The 17,377-nt window shown below is 38.7% G+C and carries 19 protein-coding genes; 4 read left to right on the top strand and 15 right to left on the bottom strand.

Translation table 11 applies throughout. The annotated features are described in order from the left end of the window. Positions 1 to 30 precede the first annotated feature (30 nt). Positions 31 to 768, top strand: a complete 738-nt coding sequence (locus tag CHI06_RS13955) for an Mrp/NBP35 family ATP-binding protein (RefSeq protein ID WP_257009292.1) — start codon at positions 31 to 33, stop codon at positions 766 to 768. 37 nt (positions 769 to 805) lie between these two features. Here the strand turns inward: CHI06_RS13955 and CHI06_RS13950 are convergent, their stop codons facing one another. Genes CHI06_RS13950 through CHI06_RS13925 form a run of 6 tightly spaced genes read right to left on the bottom strand, consistent with a single transcriptional unit; the run spans position 806 to position 5,692 of the window. Beyond that, positions 806 to 1,135, bottom strand: a complete 330-nt coding sequence (locus CHI06_RS13950) for a group I truncated hemoglobin (RefSeq protein WP_257009294.1) — start codon at positions 1,133 to 1,135, stop codon at positions 806 to 808. A 21-nt stretch (positions 1,136 to 1,156) separates the two neighbouring features. Then, complete coding sequence (locus CHI06_RS13945; RefSeq protein ID WP_095249164.1) at positions 1,157 to 1,351, bottom strand: hypothetical protein; 195 nt, start codon at positions 1,349 to 1,351, stop codon at positions 1,157 to 1,159. Positions 1,352 to 1,363: 12 nt separating this feature from the next. After that, positions 1,364 to 1,867, bottom strand: a complete 504-nt coding sequence (locus CHI06_RS13940; protein WP_095249163.1) for a ubiquinol-cytochrome c reductase iron-sulfur subunit — start codon at positions 1,865 to 1,867, stop codon at positions 1,364 to 1,366. Continuing rightward, on the bottom strand, positions 1,864 to 2,433 hold the full coding sequence (locus tag CHI06_RS13935; RefSeq protein ID WP_095249162.1) for a 4Fe-4S dicluster domain-containing protein: 570 nt from the start codon (positions 2,431 to 2,433) through the stop codon (positions 1,864 to 1,866). Before CHI06_RS13935 ends, CHI06_RS13940 begins: the two co-directional genes overlap by 4 nt. Beyond that, positions 2,426 to 4,588 carry a formate dehydrogenase subunit alpha gene (gene fdhF, locus CHI06_RS13930; protein WP_095249161.1) on the bottom strand — a complete coding sequence of 721 codons (2,163 nt, stop codon included), beginning with the start codon at positions 4,586 to 4,588 and terminating at the stop codon, positions 2,426 to 2,428. Before fdhF ends, CHI06_RS13935 begins: the two co-directional genes overlap by 8 nt. Then, the gene (locus CHI06_RS13925; RefSeq protein ID WP_095249160.1) at positions 4,589 to 5,692 is read right to left on the bottom strand and encodes an MFS transporter; all 1,104 of its coding nucleotides are present in this window, start codon (positions 5,690 to 5,692) and stop codon (positions 4,589 to 4,591) included. Positions 5,693 to 5,837: 145 nt separating this feature from the next. On the opposite strand from CHI06_RS13925, the gene CHI06_RS13920 reads away from it, so the two are divergent. Further along, positions 5,838 to 6,425, top strand: coding sequence for a YdcF family protein (locus CHI06_RS13920; protein WP_095249159.1), 588 nt, complete (start codon positions 5,838 to 5,840; stop codon positions 6,423 to 6,425). Positions 6,426 to 6,443: 18 nt separating this feature from the next. On the opposite strand, the gene CHI06_RS13915 is transcribed toward CHI06_RS13920, so the two are convergent. The 6 genes from CHI06_RS13915 to CHI06_RS13890 form a co-directional block, all read right to left on the bottom strand. Beyond that, complete coding sequence (locus tag CHI06_RS13915) at positions 6,444 to 7,586, bottom strand: diguanylate cyclase (RefSeq protein WP_257009293.1); 1,143 nt, start codon at positions 7,584 to 7,586, stop codon at positions 6,444 to 6,446. A 294-nt stretch (positions 7,587 to 7,880) separates the two neighbouring features. Beyond that, positions 7,881 to 8,645, bottom strand: coding sequence for a MerR family transcriptional regulator (locus CHI06_RS13910; protein ID WP_095249157.1), 765 nt, complete (start codon positions 8,643 to 8,645; stop codon positions 7,881 to 7,883). A gap of 126 nt (positions 8,646 to 8,771) precedes the next feature. Continuing rightward, on the bottom strand, positions 8,772 to 10,385 hold the full coding sequence (locus CHI06_RS13905) for an acyl-CoA dehydrogenase family protein (protein ID WP_095249156.1): 1,614 nt from the start codon (positions 10,383 to 10,385) through the stop codon (positions 8,772 to 8,774). Positions 10,386 to 10,540: 155 nt separating this feature from the next. Then, positions 10,541 to 11,140 (bottom strand): response regulator transcription factor, encoded by a 600-nt coding sequence (locus CHI06_RS13900; RefSeq protein WP_095249155.1) that lies wholly within the window; start codon positions 11,138 to 11,140, stop codon positions 10,541 to 10,543. Positions 11,141 to 11,142: 2 nt separating this feature from the next. After that, positions 11,143 to 12,276 (bottom strand): sensor histidine kinase, encoded by a 1,134-nt coding sequence (locus CHI06_RS13895; protein ID WP_095249154.1) that lies wholly within the window; start codon positions 12,274 to 12,276, stop codon positions 11,143 to 11,145. A 146-nt stretch (positions 12,277 to 12,422) separates the two neighbouring features. Continuing rightward, on the bottom strand, positions 12,423 to 13,454 hold the full coding sequence (locus CHI06_RS13890; protein WP_095249153.1) for a fatty acid desaturase: 1,032 nt from the start codon (positions 13,452 to 13,454) through the stop codon (positions 12,423 to 12,425). 456 nt (positions 13,455 to 13,910) lie between these two features. Here CHI06_RS13890 and CHI06_RS13885 point away from each other — a divergent pair, with 456 nt between their 5' ends. Further along, entirely contained in the window at positions 13,911 to 14,282 is a 372-nt protein-coding gene (locus tag CHI06_RS13885; RefSeq protein ID WP_257009291.1) for a DoxX family protein, read from the top strand. Positions 14,283 to 14,420: 138 nt separating this feature from the next. After that, a complete protein-coding gene (locus CHI06_RS13880; RefSeq protein ID WP_257009290.1) occupies positions 14,421 to 15,449 on the top strand; it encodes a UvrB/UvrC motif-containing protein in 1,029 nt (342 codons plus the stop codon). 34 nt (positions 15,450 to 15,483) lie between these two features. Here the strand turns inward: CHI06_RS13880 and CHI06_RS13875 are convergent, their stop codons facing one another. Genes CHI06_RS13875 through CHI06_RS13865 form a run of 3 tightly spaced genes read right to left on the bottom strand, consistent with a single transcriptional unit; the run spans position 15,484 to position 17,305 of the window. After that, entirely contained in the window at positions 15,484 to 16,092 is a 609-nt protein-coding gene (locus CHI06_RS13875; RefSeq protein ID WP_095249151.1) for a methyltransferase, read from the bottom strand. A 22-nt stretch (positions 16,093 to 16,114) separates the two neighbouring features. Continuing rightward, positions 16,115 to 16,672, bottom strand: a complete 558-nt coding sequence (locus tag CHI06_RS13870; RefSeq protein WP_179292622.1) for a hypothetical protein — start codon at positions 16,670 to 16,672, stop codon at positions 16,115 to 16,117. Between the two features lie 3 nt (positions 16,673 to 16,675). Then, the gene (locus CHI06_RS13865; protein ID WP_095249167.1) at positions 16,676 to 17,305 is read right to left on the bottom strand and encodes an SCO family protein; all 630 of its coding nucleotides are present in this window, start codon (positions 17,303 to 17,305) and stop codon (positions 16,676 to 16,678) included. Positions 17,306 to 17,377 lie beyond the last annotated feature (72 nt).

Below are 17,377 nucleotides of genomic sequence, written 5' to 3'. Positions count from 1 at the left end.
AACACAGCCTAAATAAAAAGAGGTGAGAGTATGTTATCTGGAAAAGTTATTTCGGTGATCTCGGGTAAAGGCGGGGTCGGTAAGTCTACTGTATCTGCGAATCTTGCAGTTTCCCTAGCAAGACAAGGAAAAGCTGTTGGGTTAATTGATTTCGATATATATGGAAGCAGTATTCCAAACATGATGAATATTAGTTTTGGTCCGAAATCGATGAATAATAAAATCATCCCTGTGGAATCCCATGGTGTAAAAATCATGTCAATGGGCTTTATCGTAAAAAATAACGATCCTGTTGTTTGGCGCGGGCCTATGCTTGGAAAAGTAATAAATCAATTTATCAATGAAGTGATTTGGGGTCCTTTGGATTACTGCATTATCGATATGCCGCCTGGGACAGGTGATGTTGCCATGGATGTGAACCGGCTGATTCCAAGCTCCAATCAGATTGTTGTCACAACTCCACATCCAACCGCTTCACATGTCGCAGAACGAGCAGGCAAAATGGCTGCAAGCAATAATCATAATATCTTAGGTATCGTCGAAAATATGGCATATTTTCAGCCGCCAGATCTCGAACAAAAGTATTATCTATTTGGCAAAGGCGGTTCGGAACAGCTAGCATCAAAACTGGGGACAAATCTCATTGCCCAGCTGCCAATATTAGCTCCAAAAGAAGATGATTATGAACCTTCTATCTATAAAAGAGGTTCCCTGCTATTCGATAAATACAACGATTTAGCTGAAACCGTGCAGAATTCAATTGCCTAAAAAAATAGTGGTGTCCCCATCACGGGGCACCACTATTTTATTTTCCTATAATATCGCCTTTATATCCTTGTAATATTCCATGTATCTTTTGTTTGTCATCCGCACTAAACCCGTTATCATCCAGTGTTGAAATGAAATTTCCGACCATTGCTTCAAAATGCTCATCGTTGATTGGAATATCTTTATGTGCGTTTGCTATCTGTTCATTGCTATATTTTCCTTCACCCAATCCATGCTGTAAAAATGTCTGCGGGTGATGCTGAATTCTCTCCTGATCATGGTCCTTAAAAAATTTGCTCATCAGGTCATCTGCATGAATTTTATGAAAGAAGTCTTTTACAACAGAAGTTATTTTCTCATCATTCATTTGCAACCCATTCGTCCTCCTTTAATGATCCATTACCTTATCCACTCTTCTAAAGAATAGATATGTTATCAGTGTCAAAACAAACATAAAGCCTAAGGCCAATACATAATAAAAAAGATTTCCGTAATGACCTGCCAGATATTCCTCTACCATGTATTGAATAAGAATAATTTGCACGGTCAGCAGACTCATAAAAACCCACCATGCCATTTTCATAAAACCCGCCTCCTAATGCTGAGCCTGAGTGATTCCAACAGCGTAGATTTTTTTACCTTTAAATTTCAACTTAATGGAAGGAAGCGCCCTTGGCGGCGGTCCCGCAAGAACAGACCCATCCTCCACATTAAAGAAGCCATTATGACACGGGCAGGTTAACTTCCCCGTATCCTTTTCCCAATAAACTGGACACATTAAATGCGTACATTTACTGTTATAGGCCCTATATTCCTTTTCAGAGATTCTTACCAATATCGCAGAATCATTCTCATCAGGATAATAGAATGAAATACTCTGTCCTACAGCGATATCTTTTTCATTTACAATAAACACCTCGGAATCATGGGCTTCTTCTTCGCAATTTTTTGATAACGCCATTAAAGGGGTTGAGCTTACAAATAATACGCCCATTAACGATAAGGAAGAAGCGATAAAGCCCCTTCTATTTAATTCTAATTCTTTATCTCTTCTGATATTAAAAGACAGCTTTCGAAGAAATCCCTCTATTTTCTTCATGATTGAACACCAACGCCTTCTCTAAATCCATATCTGTTTGTCTCAGTATCCGGCATTCCAATGACAGTCCTTGTTTCAATCACTGTACCGCCGAAATCCCACTTAAACTGAACTTCCTTAGGTGGTTCGGATTTAATTTCGTGTTCATCCACAAAGCGAATCGTATCCGTCGGACAAACACTTGCACACATTGGCGGTCTTCCTTTAGAAGTCCGGTCATAACACATATCACACTTGTACATTACTTTTTTCACATCATCCACCCGTGGAATTCCAAATGGACAAGCGTATGTACAGTTTTTACAGCCAATGCATTTTTCTAATGAGGCAGATAATACCGTTCCATCATCCGCGACTGCAATTGCTTGCACAGGACATGATTCAGCACATGCAGGTGTTACACAGTGCATACAAGGGGTTGGTGAGGCTGCCACCGTTTCTCCTGGATATAACTCATCAACAAACATTCTTGATAAATGATCATGTCCACTGCATTCTTCACAACCAATAACACAAGCCCGGCAGCCAATACATCTTTCGTAATCAATATATAAAACCTTAGCCATGCTTTTCACCTGCATGTGAGACGACCTTTTCTAATTTGACTGCGCAAACCTTGAATTCTGGTATTTTCGATTTCGGTTCTAATGCGGGATTCGTCAAATGATTGATTGCCAAGGATTTCCCCCAATGATAGGGAACGAATACCATATCCTCTCTCGTGATTTTTGTAACTCTAGCTGGGAGCTCGATGCTGCCCCTAGGGCTTGATATCTTTATAGGTTCTCCATGTTCAATGTTATATTTTTTCGCCAAGTTGGGGTGAATCTCCACATAGGGGTCTGGACATAAATTACGCAGAGCCTCAATCCTCCTTGTTTGATTTCCACTTAAATAGTGGAAGACAACTCGTCCAGTCGATAAAAAGATTGGGTATTCCTTACTCGTTTTCTCATTTGGACCTTTGTGTTCAAATGCTAAAATTCTTGCTTTTCCATCAGGGAAATTAAATTTCAAATCCTCAAACAATCTTGGCAGCCCTTCCGATTCCTCAGTTGGGCAAGGCCAAAATACCCCCTGCATTTTATCGAGCTTTTCGTAGGTAATTCCGTAATAATCTGCGGTACCGCCTTTACTTGCAACCCGAAGCTCATTAAAGATATCTTCTGGTGAATTAAATTGAAAGTATTGCCCCCTGCCAAGTCGTTCCGCAATATCACAAATGACCTTCCAGTCCCGTTTTGTTTCACCAGGTGTACGATCAATACCTTTCACTCGTAATACCCGTCCTTCAACATTTGTCATGGTTCCATTGTCTTCAATCCAAACGGTAGATGGAAGTACAACATCCGCTAGCTCTGCTGATTCTGACAAAAAGAAATCCATGCAAACAAAAAAGTCTAAACTCTTTAGATACTCACCTACATCACTAACGGTTGGGGAGGAAACAATTGGATTACTGCAGATTAGTAACAATCCCTTAATTTCTTTTCCAAGTGCCTGAAGCATTTCAAAGGCCGATAACCCCGGTCCTGGAATTTCTGATTCATCGACACCCCAAACACCAGCGATATATTCTCGTGCTTTCGGGTCAGTAATCTTTCGGAACCCTGGAAGCTGATCCGTTTTTTGGCCATGTTCCCTGCCGCCTTGGCCATTTCCTTGACCCGTAAAGGTTGCAACCCCTGAACCTTTTTTCCCCATTTTCCCAGTTACTAAACACAGATTTACATAGTTTGAAACGGAATCTGTGCCTGTCGCATGCTGCTCAACCCCGCGTGCGAACATAGTCATACCGGTTTTTGCCTGACCGAATAGGCGGGCAGCAGTTATGATTTTGTCAACCGCAACACCTGTAATTTCAGAAACATGTGCAGGTGTATATTTCTTTACAAGTTCCTTTACTTCTTCGTAACCAGTTGTATGGTTTTGAATAAAGTCATGATCTACTAAATCTTCTTCAATCATGACATGCAGTAAGCCATTTGCTATCGCCACATCGGTTCCTGGACGAATGTCTAAATGGACATCTGCTACTAGTGCTGTTTTTGTTTGTCTAGGATCGACGACAATTAATTTAGCCCCGCGATCTCTAGCACCCCAAATATAAGGCATTGATAATGGGTGACACTCAGCAGTGTTAGAACCTGCAATCAACAAAACATCCGCAAATTTGATGTCAGACCAGGGATTGGTTGATCCCCTGTCAATTCCAATACTTTGGTTGAATCCGACAGATGCTGATGACATGCAATAACGTCCGTTGTAATCGATATTTTTTGTCCCTAGTCCAATCCGTGCAAATTTGCCCATTAAATAACACTTTTCGTTTGTCATCGATGAACCGCTATAAATTCCAAAGGCATCTTTTCCATACTTGCCTTGAATTTCTTGGATTTTCGATACAATCAAATCCATTGCCTCATCCCATGTAGCTTGTTCAAGCTTGCCATTTTTCCGAATAAGCGGGTGCTTAAGCCGTTCCACGTGCTCTGCCTGTCGATAAGCGCTTACTCCTTTCGGGCAAAGCCTGCCCCCATTCATCGGAAAATCATATCTAGGCTCAACACCGAGGACCGATTGATCCTCTTTTTTGACTCGAATGTTCATTCCACATTGCATACCACAGAAGCAGCAATGAGTAGAAATCAGCTCCTCGCCATCTCGTAAAATCGCATCGTAATCTCTTTGGGAGTAGTCTTTATTTTGTGCATGACCCATCTATTGATCTCCTCCCTTCTTCAATTGAAGTCCGTTTTTCTCATTACTTTCTAACACGAGGTTAGCCTTACGGAAATGAACTTTTGCCCCATAGGCTCCTAATCTGTGACTAACTCTCCGGCACTGTGAACACAAGTCTGAAAAATGCAGCGTTGTGTGGTCAATGGGTACAGACAAATGTCTTTTTTCTAATGCCAATTGAACATCCTTGATTTGTGTAGCCGTTGCATATTCTATGCCACATCTTGCACATTCCTTCTGTTCTCCCATTGCATGGTACATCGGAACCATTACAGCTAAAAATCGAAGTGGTAAATGCCAGAATTTGCTGAAAGGAAAATATAAAAGAAAAACGATGACGGTTACTTGGTGAGCAAGCGCAATTCCTAAGTAGAAAGCCCCCTCCATCCACAACGCAGACACGGTTAATAAGGAGCCAGTTATTGAGATTGCTATTAGTAGAAAGAGTGGAAAGAAATCATATTCTTTTGATTGCTCAACAATCTTTTTTTCGTCTGTAACTCTTCGATACAGCGCCATACCGCAGCCAATAATGACAGCAATTCCTGTCCAATTTAAACCGTGATAAATGGCAATAGCGAGAGGTGAGTCAACTCCCATTCGAAACATTGGAATCCCAAAAACCACTGCCGCATAGGTTTTAGGTTCAACTAATTCAAAATGAAGCCAGTTAAGTACAAGGGAAAAGGTAATGGCAAATGAGAAAATAACTCCCCAAGAAATGAACATATGCATTGCCCAGCGATAAACGGACCGATTTCTAATAAACCTTTGCTCTCCGATATTGGTGTACAAAGTCTTAAAGACGAAGGCAAGCCCTTTAGCACTGAACATCATTTTGATACCTTGCTTCCACAGCCTTCTAGTTGGAGGACGTAAGGTCCACGAGGTGATTCTGATTGTCAGCAGTACAAAGCACAAAACAGTTGCCCACAAATATCCGTATAAGGCCATATCGAAATATCCAAATTGTTCTGATCCAATATAAACAGAAAAAAATATAATCACTAACACGATAAAAACATTTCGTGCTGATTTCTTTGAAAAAAGCAGTGAATCTTCTTCATATGGATAAAAGTTCATACGCTAAACTCCTTTACTCTTTGTCTCGTTTAGTATGCCAAGGGAATATTAAAAAATTCCCAGTAATTTAACATATATAGGGAAGAGGAAATCAACTATGGTAGAATAAAAAGTAGAAAAGATTATACATAGAAGGACGGATTTGATGGGTAAAAGGAAGACCTTTCTTATGGTTTTAAGCGTTCTCACACTCAGTGTGATACTATACTTTGCTTTCTTACATTCTAAGATTAGGGACCACACGAATAGTGAAGTACCGTTGCATGCTGACTATATCATTATTCTTGGGGCACGAGTTAAAGGTGAAATACCTTCTTTGGCTCTTCAATATCGGATTGATGCTGCAGCAAATTATATGAAGAAAAACAAAGAAACCATTGCGATTGCATCTGGAGGACAAGGACCAGGAGAAGATATTACTGAGGCGGAAGCAATTAAAGAGGGCTTACTTGTACATGGAATTTCTAGTAATAGAATCATACTAGAAGATAAATCAACAGACACAGTTGAAAATATTCGTTTTTCAAAGAAACTCATTCCGGATTATCTTGAAAATGGATTACTTGTAACGAATGATTTTCATCTTTATCGTGCCAAGTCCATTGCTAAAGATCAGGGTTTGAATTTACAAGGAATTCCTGCAGAAACTCCTACTGTAGCCATTCCAAAGTCATATCTAAGAGAGTATCTTGCGATAACCAAATATTATCTAGTAACAATCTTCAAAAAATAAAAACAGGCCAATTCAACATTAGCCGGTTTTTTGATCATTATAAATTTGATAATTATTTCTTCCTTTTTTCTTTGCTTCATATAAAGCTAGGTCAGCGTTTTTAAATAGTGTTTTTTCTTCTAAGTCAAATTGGTTGTAAAATGAGATTCCAATACTTGAAGTAATTTTTATTTTTTCATTGGCAATGATCCATTCATCACCGAGACATTGTTGGATTCTATCGGCTATTTCTACAATCTTTGTCTTTTCTGTTAACTCGGGTATTAATATAACGAACTCATCTCCTCCAATTCTTGCGAGGAAATCATTTTTCCTAATTGCTCTTTTAACGCGTTTGGCAAATTCCTTTAACACCTCATCACCAATGTCATGTCCATACGTATCATTAATTTCTTTAAATTGGTCGATATCAAGTGCAAAAACTGAAAGTAACAGTTTAGATAGGTTTGCTTTTTCCATCTCTATTTTTAGACATTGTGAAAAGTAAGTTCTATTTGGAAGACCCGTTAATGGGTCATGAAGAGCTAACTCTTTTAACTTATCTTCATATTTCTTTCTTTCCGTGATGTTTTTATATGCAACTACACCTCCATCCCAATCACCATTCTGATCATAAAGAGGCGAAAACGAGCCAAGAAAATAAATCATTTCACCACTTCTTGTTATTCGTTTTACCTCATGAGAAGTCACTGTCTCGCCGTTTTTTACTCTTTCAATGACTTTTCTTAGGTCTTCTTTATCATCCTCAGGGATAAAACTGATGGATTTATCCTTTACCAGATCTTCTGCCTTCCAGCCTAATAATTTTTCAAATGCTTTATTAACTGATACAATATCTTCATTTTTATCAAATGTAAACATGACATCCGCAACACTATTCCAAACGAGCTCCAAGCGGTCTTTTATTCTTTGTATTTCATTTTCTTTCTCTCTTTGTTCTGTTAGATTACGAACAATGGCTAACAAATGAGTACACACACCGTCTTGATTAAACACAGGGGTGATCGTCGATTCCCAATAAATGATTCCATGATTATTGTTTTGCAGAAGAGGCGAAACAATAACCATATCTTCGTATTTGATTGGCTTTTTCTTTTCTATTGCTTCTTCGTATTTTCTCTTGATAATATGATAAGCATTGCTTGGAAGAACCTCTTCTATCGGCCTGCCAAAGGATTCATTTGTTAATCCTTAAAGGTCTTTAGCTGGTTTATTTAAAATAACATAGCTTAATGATTTATTAGGATTTACTTTTGTCAAAAAGACTAAATCAGTCATATTATTAATCAACTGATAAAATAGGTCGGGCCTATTCAAAATCTCTAAACTGTATTTTTCAACCATAATTTTCGCCTTTCCATGGTTAATTCTTATATATCCTTACTTTATTCTACACCTATTACTGTGAAAATATAAAAAGCTCACCCAAAACGATTATTGGGTGAGCCTTAACCATTAGTTTTTTTGACCTGTGTAGATATGAATCGCGTCCTTTAGGAACAATGCGGTACCAGGTTGTTCTTTGTCATAATAAGCTGTAAACCTTTCATCATCCACATACATTTGTGCTAGACCTGCATGGGCTTCTTTGCTATATTCCTTCCAATAATAAGTTAGCCATTGTTTGTGTAATTCGGCAGCTTTTTGAGCTAATTCTCCAGCGGGATCTCCTGTTTTAAATGCTTTAGCGAGTGTAGTGTGGATTTGTTCTGCTAAAGCAGTTACCTCTTGATATTGCTCCTCTGTCATGTTCATTACTTTTGCATTTGAAGCCTCCACACTTTCCTTGCCATATTTTTCACGGATTTCCTTCCCATACTTTTTCTCGTTATCTTCAACCATCTTTTTCTTAAAACCTTCAAATTTTTCTTTATTTGACATGGTTATTCTCCCTTCCGTAAGTGCTATCGTTTTATCGACATTGGCGATTAATAAATCTAGTCGTTCTTTTTTTTCGAGGAGTTTTTCACGATGCTCCCGCAGTGCTTTTGCCCCATCAAAGGAAGGCGCCGTTACAATCTCCTTGATGCTGTCCAAACCGACTCCTAGCTCTCTATAGAATAGGATTTGCTGAAGAGTATTTACTTCCTCCTGTCCATAGATCCGATATCCAGATGAATTGATTCTTGCCGGCTTAAGAATTCCAATTTCATCATAATACCTGAGTGTTCGAGTACTGACACCTGCGAGACTAGCTAGTTTTTGTATTGTATATTCCATGTGATCATCTCCTCATAAATAACCATACACCTTTACGCAACGTTAAGGTCAATACCTAAGTTTGCCTAATTTTTGAAAAAATTAAAGCCAGCCATTGGTGTGGAAGACAATGGCTGGCCAAACATGTTATTCGATTTCTGCTAAGGCTGTTTCCTGGAACGCTTTAAAGAAGGAATCACAAAATGTGTCCCATTCTTCAGCGGCTTTCATTGAAGCTTCACTTACTTCTCCTAGAACTGGTCTTTGGAGTAGATCCTCCAGCTGATTTGAGAATTTGTCAATGGTTTCATGTGGTGCCCCACCTAATACATTACCGACAAAATCAGCTGGAGAATACCAATCTGCTACTCTCTGAAGATCACGATAAATTTGGGTGAGAAGCAGATTACGCGGGCCTTCCCACTGTTCATTGACGACAACATCACGGAAAATTCTTGGAAGTGCGGAGAATTCCTCCATTACCCCATGACCAGCAAATATTGAAATGGCCTCTCGAAGTACTTCCGCTCCCTCATTTGTCGCACATATTTTTTGCAGTAAGACAAGTTCTCGTAAGTTAAATAGCTGTTTTCTAACTTCGATAGGATGATCAGATTTTATTCCTGGATTTAAAGGCTTCTCCAAGCGCAAGAAAAGATCATAAATTTTAAAAGCCCCTGCAGTTGTTCTATTGGCAGCGTTTTCGATTTTCTTCAATTTGCTAGCGGCTAGCGGATAGTCCTTCACCTTTTTACCAAAGACTGTTCGGAAGTCACCATAAAGGTTGGCCTCTCTAGATGCCCGAAGCATAAATCCGGCACAGGCAATGCCAATCTCCAGCCTCGATAATGTAAGAACAATTCCCACCGCGACGGCAATCCCCTTGTCCTTAGGTCCAATCGGATAAGCTAATGCACCGTTATATTGAATTTCAGCTGTTGGCAATTCGGCAGTACCAAGCTTCCATTTTATCCGATTGATTTCGTAACCATTTCGTTTTTCCTTCTCCTTATCTCCGGGAAGCCATGCTGGAACGATAAATGTTGATACCTTGTTGGTCCCAGTTATTTTTGCGGTCACAACTGAATACTCAGCATGAGCAGCGGAACAGAAAAACTTATTCCCGTGTAGACGATAATTTCTACCGTCAGGTACGGCTTCAAGCACATTCGCAGGCAGGTCTGAACCGCCTTGAATTTCACTCATAAATTGAGCACCTATCGCAAATTCCCCATTTATCCCCTCTTTTGTATGTAGTAATATTTCGTGAAGTTCTGGTATCTCATTATTGGGGAATTGATCAAGCAGTGCAATTAATCCATGGGTACAGGTTAATGGACAGGTCACTCCACCTTCACCGATTTGGTGTGTCAGCATTCTTTTCACAAAGCTTTCCCAAGGCGGCATTTTACTCGAAAAAAGCCCTTCGCCAAATACTTCATACTCTAACTGATGTACTTCGAGAGGACGGACGATACGGTCAATTCGATGATTAAAAGCATCATAATGAAGCATATAAGGACGAGCCTCAGGTCTCGCATTTCGTTCAGCTAATGTATTCCATTTCGAAGACACCCTAGGCGAAAAAGTGAGGATTTTCTCGTGAACCTGTTCAAACTGAGCCTCAGTATATTTCTTTACAACCTTTTGCAAAAATGGTTCATCACGATACCAATCCAAACTCTGACGTCTTGTAACAAATTCATCAAAACTATACGTATTCTTACCCCTCGTCTCCGTTTCATGCGAAGTTAAACTCATCCAAAGCCCACTCCTTTTTAATAATCATAATTTTCAGTCTAATTATAACATGACCGCCACAATAAAAAGAAACAGGATCAGCATCCTGTTTCAATTATTTTCCAAGGTGTCCATATGGGGTGGACAGTGTCCACGAGCGGTGACAGGCACCACTTTCATTTGAACCAGCCTTTTTCTTTGGATTGTTTGATGGCTTCGATTCGGTTTTTGACGTCTAGTTTGTCTAGGATGGTTGAGATGTAGTTGCGGACGGTTCCTGTTTTGATGCTGAGTTGTTCTGCGATTTCTTGTGTGTTTTTGCCATCGGCGACGAGTTCAAGTACTTCTTTTTCACGATCTGTAAGTGGATTTTCTTCGGAGTAGACATCATCCATTAGCTCCGGTGCGTAAATCCGTTTTCCCTCCATAACACGACGGATGGAGCTTGCCAGCTCTTCGCTTGGACTGTCCTTTAATAAATAGCCTCTTACCCCTGCTTTTAGTGCACGTTGGAAATAGCCAGTCCGAGCAAAGGTGGTTAGAATGATCACTTTGCATTTTAATCCTTTTATCTCTTCTGCCGCTTCCAGTCCTGTTTTCCCTGGCATTTCAATGTCCATTATACAAATATCAGGCTCATGCTTACGTACCAAAGCTACTGCTTCTTCCCCATTTGAAGCCTTGCCAACCACTTCCATATCCTCTTCCAAATTTAGAAGTGAACCGAAGGCGCCCAACAGCATCTGCTGGTCCTCTGCAATTACAATTCTAATCATTTTTACGCCTCCTCTTTATCTCTTGGCTTTACGTCATTGGGCACTCTAATTAATAAAGTTGTTCCTTCTTTTGTTAGAAGCTCTAAGCTGCCATTAATAAACTCCAGACGTTCTTTCATTCCTAAAAGTCCGCTGCCTCTGTTTTCATTATCACCTTCGCTTTTAAACACTCCATTATCATGGATGGTCATCACCATTTCCTTCCACGATTGCACAATTGATATAGAACAAGATGTGGCGCCACTGTGTTTGACTACATTGTTTACTGCCTCTTTTAAGCACATGCTTAGAATGTTTTCGGTTAATAAGGGAACATTTTTTATGGAAATATCCTGGTTTCCCTCGAAGTTTATTTCAGCAGCCTTCAATATTTGTTTCACCCGTACAATCTCATCTTTTAACCGGATTCCTCTCATTGAAGACACCATTTTTCTTACTTCACTTAACGCTGTTCTTGCCGTTTGCTGCACGTCCTTTAATTCATTACGTGCCTGATCCGGGTCTTTTGTAATTAATCTTCTTGCTAAATCACTTTTTAATCCAATAAGTGAAAGCTTCTGGCCTAATGTGTCATGGAGGTCACGGGCAATCCGCTGACGCTCTTCTAACTTAACTAACTCTGAAATCCGCTTATTGGCATCCTCTAGCTTTTCCTCCAACTGCCCCATTTCTTTCTTGTTATGAATATTAAATGGAAGCAAAATGACGCTTATCCAAATGATGATGACAAAAGGCAATTGCTTTAGAAAAAGCTCATCCTGCTGGACAATACTGAAATTAATAGAGGCGGACGTACTTATTAAATGAATAAAATATAAGGTTAGAAAGGTAATTCGCTCTTTGATGTTTCCAATAAAATAGGAGAGAAAAAAAGCAAAATATACATAGCTAAAAAGGCTGGTTGATGTAATCGAAATACCTATTAAGATGAAGGTCCAGAGATAAACGGGCCACCCCTTCGAAATGAATGCAATTCGATAGAAGATAAAAAAGAGAATGGTTAGGATGATCCCAACGATGATTTTAATAGGCGAGGATGTTTGAAAAATAAAATAAAATGGCAAAATGCAAAGAATGGTCCAAATATAAGGTGATATACCGCTATTTTTCTGGAATGTCATATACCTTTTTATCATAATAGAACCTCATTTTCAGCTTATAATAGTTTATCACCTTAATATTACCACAATTAGCCACTATCTTCATTTACTACAATTTATTCGACTCTAACCTTATTTTAGAACAGAAATAACGACAAGCCCCATAACAGGGGCTTGTCGTTTCATACTTTCTCCGGTCTAAGAAACTTTTTCTGTTCTTTTACTAGAACCTTGATTTCCTTAAAGCCAACAAACTTCTTGTTTTGTTCATCGAAGAGACGGAATTTAAGCGAACTTAGACTTGTTGCTAATGTAATGGTTGGAACATTTTGCAAGGGCAGTGTATTATAATGCGCTTCCTCCAGCTTATAATTAGGTACTCTTGGGCTTAGGTGGTGTACATGATGGTAGCCAATATTTCCCGTTAGCCATTGTAAAACCTTCGGAAGCTTATAGAAGGAACTGCCTTCAACTGCCGCTTTCACATATTCCCAATGCTTATCTTCCTCAAAGTATGAATCTTCAAAGGTATGCTGCACATAAAACAGCCATATTCCCAGCGAACCTGATATTAAAAAGATTGGGCCTTGTACCAATAGGAATTGCTCCCATCCAAGCGTTAAGCAAAACAAAGCTACTAAAGCAGCAATCCCTGCATTGGTTATATAGGTGTTCATACGTTCATTGAACCGTGCACCTTTTCTATTAAAGCGGTTTTTAAGCAGGAATACATATATAGGACCTAATCCAAACATAACAAGGGGATTCCGATACAACCGATATTTTAATCTTTCCCATGTTGAAGCAGCTAAGTATTCATCCACTGTCAGTACCCAGATATCTCCCGTTCCCCGCTTATCTAAATTACTGCTCGTTGCATGATGTACTGAGTGATCATGCTGCCATTGGTGATAGGGAAAAACGGTCAATATTCCGGTAATCGTTCCAAGAATCGTATTTGCTTTCCGGTTCTTAAAAAAGGAGTGATGACAGCAATCATGAAAAATGATGAAAGTCCTCACTAAAAATCCTGCCGCTAGAACAGAAATCCCCAACGTTAGTATGTAAGAAATGGTAAGGCTTTGATAAGCAAGAGTCCACAGTAAAAAGAAAGGTACCAGGGTATTTATCATCTGCCAAATGCTTGCTCGTAGATTTGATTTTTCATAAGGTGCAACTTGTTTTCGTAAATTCTTTTGGTTTTGTTCCATCATAACTTAATTCCCTTCCTCTTATTTGTTGGCTGTGTTAACCTGGCCTGTTGATTTACGCTCCAGGCACTTCGCTTTCCGCGGGCGGTACGGGGAGCCTCCTCGCCGCTAAAGCGTCTGCGGGGTCTCCCCTGCCCCGTCCTCCCGCAGGAGTCTCGTGCCTTCCACGTAATTCAACAGGGTGCAAAACTCAATAATTATCTTTAACACAGCCTTGTTATCATGAGTATAGCCCTAGTAATACACTCTTTTGTAGATATAGCTGTCATGACCTGGACATGATAAATGTCATATTTCCCCTATTACGCAAGAGAGGAGAAGCTCATATTAGAGCCTCTCCTCCCCTCTCGGGCAATTATATTTTCTGCTTTTCACGACATTATTAACCCTATTTTTTAAAAATTTTACTATTTCATTCATGGTTTGTCCTATCCTTTGAATACATTTAACAAAGGAGGAATGGACATTAATCATTCGTTGACAACAGTTAGTTTAATCCGATATGCTGTTGCATTTGTCTTTATTACGTCAGGTATGATGAAATTATTCAGCACAGAACTTTTGGAAGTGTTTATCGGTTTAGGGCTGCCTTTCCCAGATATCCTGTTGTATGTGACAGCCTTTCTAGAGATTATTTGCGGCATACTCATTTTACTTAACCGCAGTGTAAAAAATGCAGTTATCCCTTTAATTGGGATTATGATTGCGGCCATACTGCTAACAAAGCTCCCACTCATAACCAGCGGAATACTGCCTTTTGCATTTAAGGCGAGATTGGATATCGTCATGTTAGTACTATTGTATATTCTTTATTCAAAATCACCTTCATAAAGGCTTTTTTACCAGATTGTTTTACTCAATCTGGTTATTTTATTATGGTAAAATGAAGAAAAATGGGGAAAGGGGGAGAGTATTATTTTTATAAAAGAAAAGGTGAAAAATCTTCCCTCAACCCCTGGAGTCTATTTAATGAAAGATTCCCGCGGCTCTATTATTTATGTCGGCAAGGCAAAAAATCTTAAAAGACGTGTTCAATCCTATTTCCATCAATCAAAGGCACATCCGCAAAAGATTATAAAGCTTGTCAGCAATATTAGAGATTTTGATATTCTGTTAACAGACACCGAATTTGAAGCGTTTATGCTGGAATGTAAATTAATTCGCGAGATAAAACCGCTATTCAATAAAATGATGAAAAGTCCCCAGTCCTACTCCTATATCGTCATTGATAGGAATAATGAGTATCGTACATTTGGGATTACAAACAATCGAAATGACCAGGATGGAAAGCTATATTTTGGTCCATACCCAAGTAAGAATAGAGTTGAACAAGCGATTATTGGAATAAAGGAATCCTATAAAATCCTTTGCAGCAGCAACAAAAAAACTACGGCTCCCTGCTTAAATTATTCTTTAGGCTTATGTATTGGCGTGTGTCGCGGGGGTACTGCGATTTCTGAGTATAATGCAATACTGGACAACATCATCGCATTACTATCTGGCATGGACATGGGTATTCTTGAAGAAATGAAGGAGCGCATGGCAACAGCTTCTGAGAATTTCGATTTCGAAGCTGCAGCAAAATATCGAGACAGGATTGAGGCTATTAACTTCTTAATAAAGAAGGAAAAAGCCATTGAATTTACAGAGAAAAGTAAAAATATAGCAGTTCTTGAATATTTAAGTGATGAAACTTTTAAACTTTTTCTCATTAAACGCAATAAAATCCTTTTTAGTAAGAGGTTTGATATTGTTAAGACTTCTAGAGAACAACTTGGCAGGATCATTATGACACACTTTAAGGATGTTTCATTTAAAGCCAACAAGGAACTTGATAGAGATGAAATTGACGAAGCTCAAATCATCTATAACTATTTAAAAAGCAGCAACTGCCGCTATAAGACGATTCCTGATAATTGGATTCGTAACCACAAAGATAAAACATTAGAAAATGCCGTAATGAAATTAATTTATAAAAATCAGACCATACAAAAATAGCCCTCCATTGTCTTAATTAGACTGCGAGGGCTGTTTAATAGGCCAGACGATAAATTAAAAATCGCTCATTGGCATTATTCTCATATAAACCAGGAAGTTGAATTTCTTTTATTAATTCAAATAACGTATGGTTTTCTAAATAGTAGATATAATCCTCAGATGGATAATATAAAATCACGTCTACTTCCCGTTTAAATTTTTCTACCGAAACCAAAATATTATTAATGATTTTCCAAAAAATCGGGATCGTAAATGGGTTAAAAAAGTAAAAAGTGTTATCAAGAGGTTTAATTTCATATTTCTCTGCCAAGCAGCATTGAAATTGAATCTCTCCTTTATTATCTTTCGCTTTTATTAAATAATTCGCTTTGTTCTCCATCGCTTCTTCGCATAGCTTTTCGTTCATCTCAATCCCTGTAACGGAAGCCTGAAATAGGTGATGAATAAAGAAGTTGAGTCTTCCTTTTCCACAGCCAAAATCAACGATATGGTCGCTGCTAGTTAATTCATATTCTTCGAATAGTTTTTCAAGTGCACTATAGGGAGTTGGCTCGTAACGGTGATAATGGAAGGACTTGTTATATCCCCTATGATTTCCTTCCGTTTCGATATTCAGCAATTCATCATAATTGTGTTCTTTCATTCATTCGCTCCTGCCTGCCCTCTCATTCATATGCGGAAGGGTCGATAAAAAAGTTATAGCCTAAATAAACTATCATCCCAATTGCAGTCGTTAAAAAGCCCCATCCAAGAGTAACTTGCTGGATTACCAGATAGTTATTACACAATTGTACAGGTGACCAAATATATAACCATCCTAAGCCTATAAACAAAACGGTAAAACTAATAATAATCGAATTTTTCCCGAATGGATTGAGTTTTTTCCAGCTGTCTCTTAAAGAAATTCCAGCTAAAAATGGTAAACTAATAAATTTAAATCCTTCTACAAGGTGAGAAGTTAATGCTTCATCCATTGTTCGCGGTAACATCCAGTATACCACGATAAGAACAAATAACGTAATTCCTGGAACCCCATTGCTGTTCCATTTTTCAAAAAAATGAGGAAATCGTTTTTGGAAAAAACGTGCCATTAACATTCCCGCAATTACCAGCATCGGCATTTGCATATGCATATGGATGACCATAACAGATTCCATAAAGTTTGCAACAGGAGGAGCAACTAGGAAAATCCATAAAAGCATACCATAAAATGATTGATTCACAGCTTACTCCTCCCCTCTTTCTAGGATGTTCATAACTTTTTGAGCAGCTTCGTCGATTTTTTTATAGTCCATTACATCAATTAGACTTCCTTTTTTATTCACTAAATAAAAAGCAGAATTATGAGCAAAATTCCCGTTCTCATCTGGAATTACAATGACACCAAATGCTTTTAATAATGAATCTAACTCAGCCTGGTCCGGGATTCTTGCCATCCGCCAGGTTTCACCATCACTTTTAAAAAAGTCTTTGTACTTGTTTAATACAGCGGGTGTATCTCTTCGGGGATCGAAGCTTATGCTTAAAAAGACAATGTCTTCTCCTTTAACGCCACTCGGCAGTTTATCGTAAACTTGTTTCATATTATATTCTAATTCAGGACAAACCGTGGTACAGGATGTATAGAGAAATGTAATAAATACATATTTATCTTCAAATTCAGAGATTGAATATTTTCGTCCCATGCTGTCTTCAAGCGTAACATTAGGGAATTGAGGTTTATCATCTTTAAGCTGCTGCACTCTGGCAGTCTCGGCAGTAAATGCGGTGAATCCATCGGTTCCGATATAAAACAATCCTAGGCCAAAAATTAAAACGATAAAAAATGAGATTTTCGTATACCTATTATTGATCATAGAGACCACTTCCAACTCTGTTTTGTTTTTGGCTGTGTAAACTTGGCTGTTGATTTGTGCTCCAGGCGCTTC

Source organism: Bacillus sp. 7884-1, from assembly GCF_002272245.1.
Taxonomy (GTDB): Bacteria; Bacillota; Bacilli; order Bacillales; family Cytobacillaceae; genus Neobacillus.
This window is presented reverse-complemented; position numbering and strand designations above follow the sequence as displayed.

What these genes read in the sequence shown, in the direction of transcription:
- CHI06_RS13905 (WP_095249156.1), bottom strand. Translation starts at nt 10,385, where the DNA reads ATGAGTTTAACTTCGCATGAAACGGAGACGAGGGGTAAGAATACGTAT.
- CHI06_RS13885 (WP_257009291.1), top strand. Translation starts at nt 13,911, where the DNA reads ATGGACATTAATCATTCGTTGACAACAGTTAGTTTAATCCGATATGCT.
- CHI06_RS13875 (WP_095249151.1), bottom strand. Translation starts at nt 16,092, where the DNA reads ATGAAAGAACACAATTATGATGAATTGCTGAATATCGAAACGGAAGGA.
- CHI06_RS13955 (WP_257009292.1), top strand. Translation starts at nt 31, where the DNA reads ATGTTATCTGGAAAAGTTATTTCGGTGATCTCGGGTAAAGGCGGGGTC.
- CHI06_RS13945 (WP_095249164.1), bottom strand. Translation starts at nt 1,351, where the DNA reads ATGAAAATGGCATGGTGGGTTTTTATGAGTCTGCTGACCGTGCAAATT.
- CHI06_RS13950 (WP_257009294.1), bottom strand. Translation starts at nt 1,135, where the DNA reads ATGAATGATGAGAAAATAACTTCTGTTGTAAAAGACTTCTTTCATAAA.
- CHI06_RS13925 (WP_095249160.1), bottom strand. Translation starts at nt 5,692, where the DNA reads ATGAACTTTTATCCATATGAAGAAGATTCACTGCTTTTTTCAAAGAAA.
- CHI06_RS13900 (WP_095249155.1), bottom strand. Translation starts at nt 11,140, where the DNA reads ATGATTAGAATTGTAATTGCAGAGGACCAGCAGATGCTGTTGGGCGCC.
- CHI06_RS13880 (WP_257009290.1), top strand. Translation starts at nt 14,421, where the DNA reads ATGAAAGATTCCCGCGGCTCTATTATTTATGTCGGCAAGGCAAAAAAT.
- CHI06_RS13935 (WP_095249162.1), bottom strand. Translation starts at nt 2,433, where the DNA reads ATGGCTAAGGTTTTATATATTGATTACGAAAGATGTATTGGCTGCCGG.
- CHI06_RS13920 (WP_095249159.1), top strand. Translation starts at nt 5,838, where the DNA reads ATGGGTAAAAGGAAGACCTTTCTTATGGTTTTAAGCGTTCTCACACTC.
- CHI06_RS13890 (WP_095249153.1), bottom strand. Translation starts at nt 13,454, where the DNA reads ATGATGGAACAAAACCAAAAGAATTTACGAAAACAAGTTGCACCTTAT.
- fdhF (WP_095249161.1), bottom strand. Translation starts at nt 4,588, where the DNA reads ATGGGTCATGCACAAAATAAAGACTACTCCCAAAGAGATTACGATGCG.
- CHI06_RS13865 (WP_095249167.1), bottom strand. Translation starts at nt 17,305, where the DNA reads ATGATCAATAATAGGTATACGAAAATCTCATTTTTTATCGTTTTAATT.
- CHI06_RS13895 (WP_095249154.1), bottom strand. Translation starts at nt 12,276, where the DNA reads ATGATAAAAAGGTATATGACATTCCAGAAAAATAGCGGTATATCACCT.
- CHI06_RS13940 (WP_095249163.1), bottom strand. Translation starts at nt 1,867, where the DNA reads ATGAAGAAAATAGAGGGATTTCTTCGAAAGCTGTCTTTTAATATCAGA.
- CHI06_RS13910 (WP_095249157.1), bottom strand. Translation starts at nt 8,645, where the DNA reads ATGGAATATACAATACAAAAACTAGCTAGTCTCGCAGGTGTCAGTACT.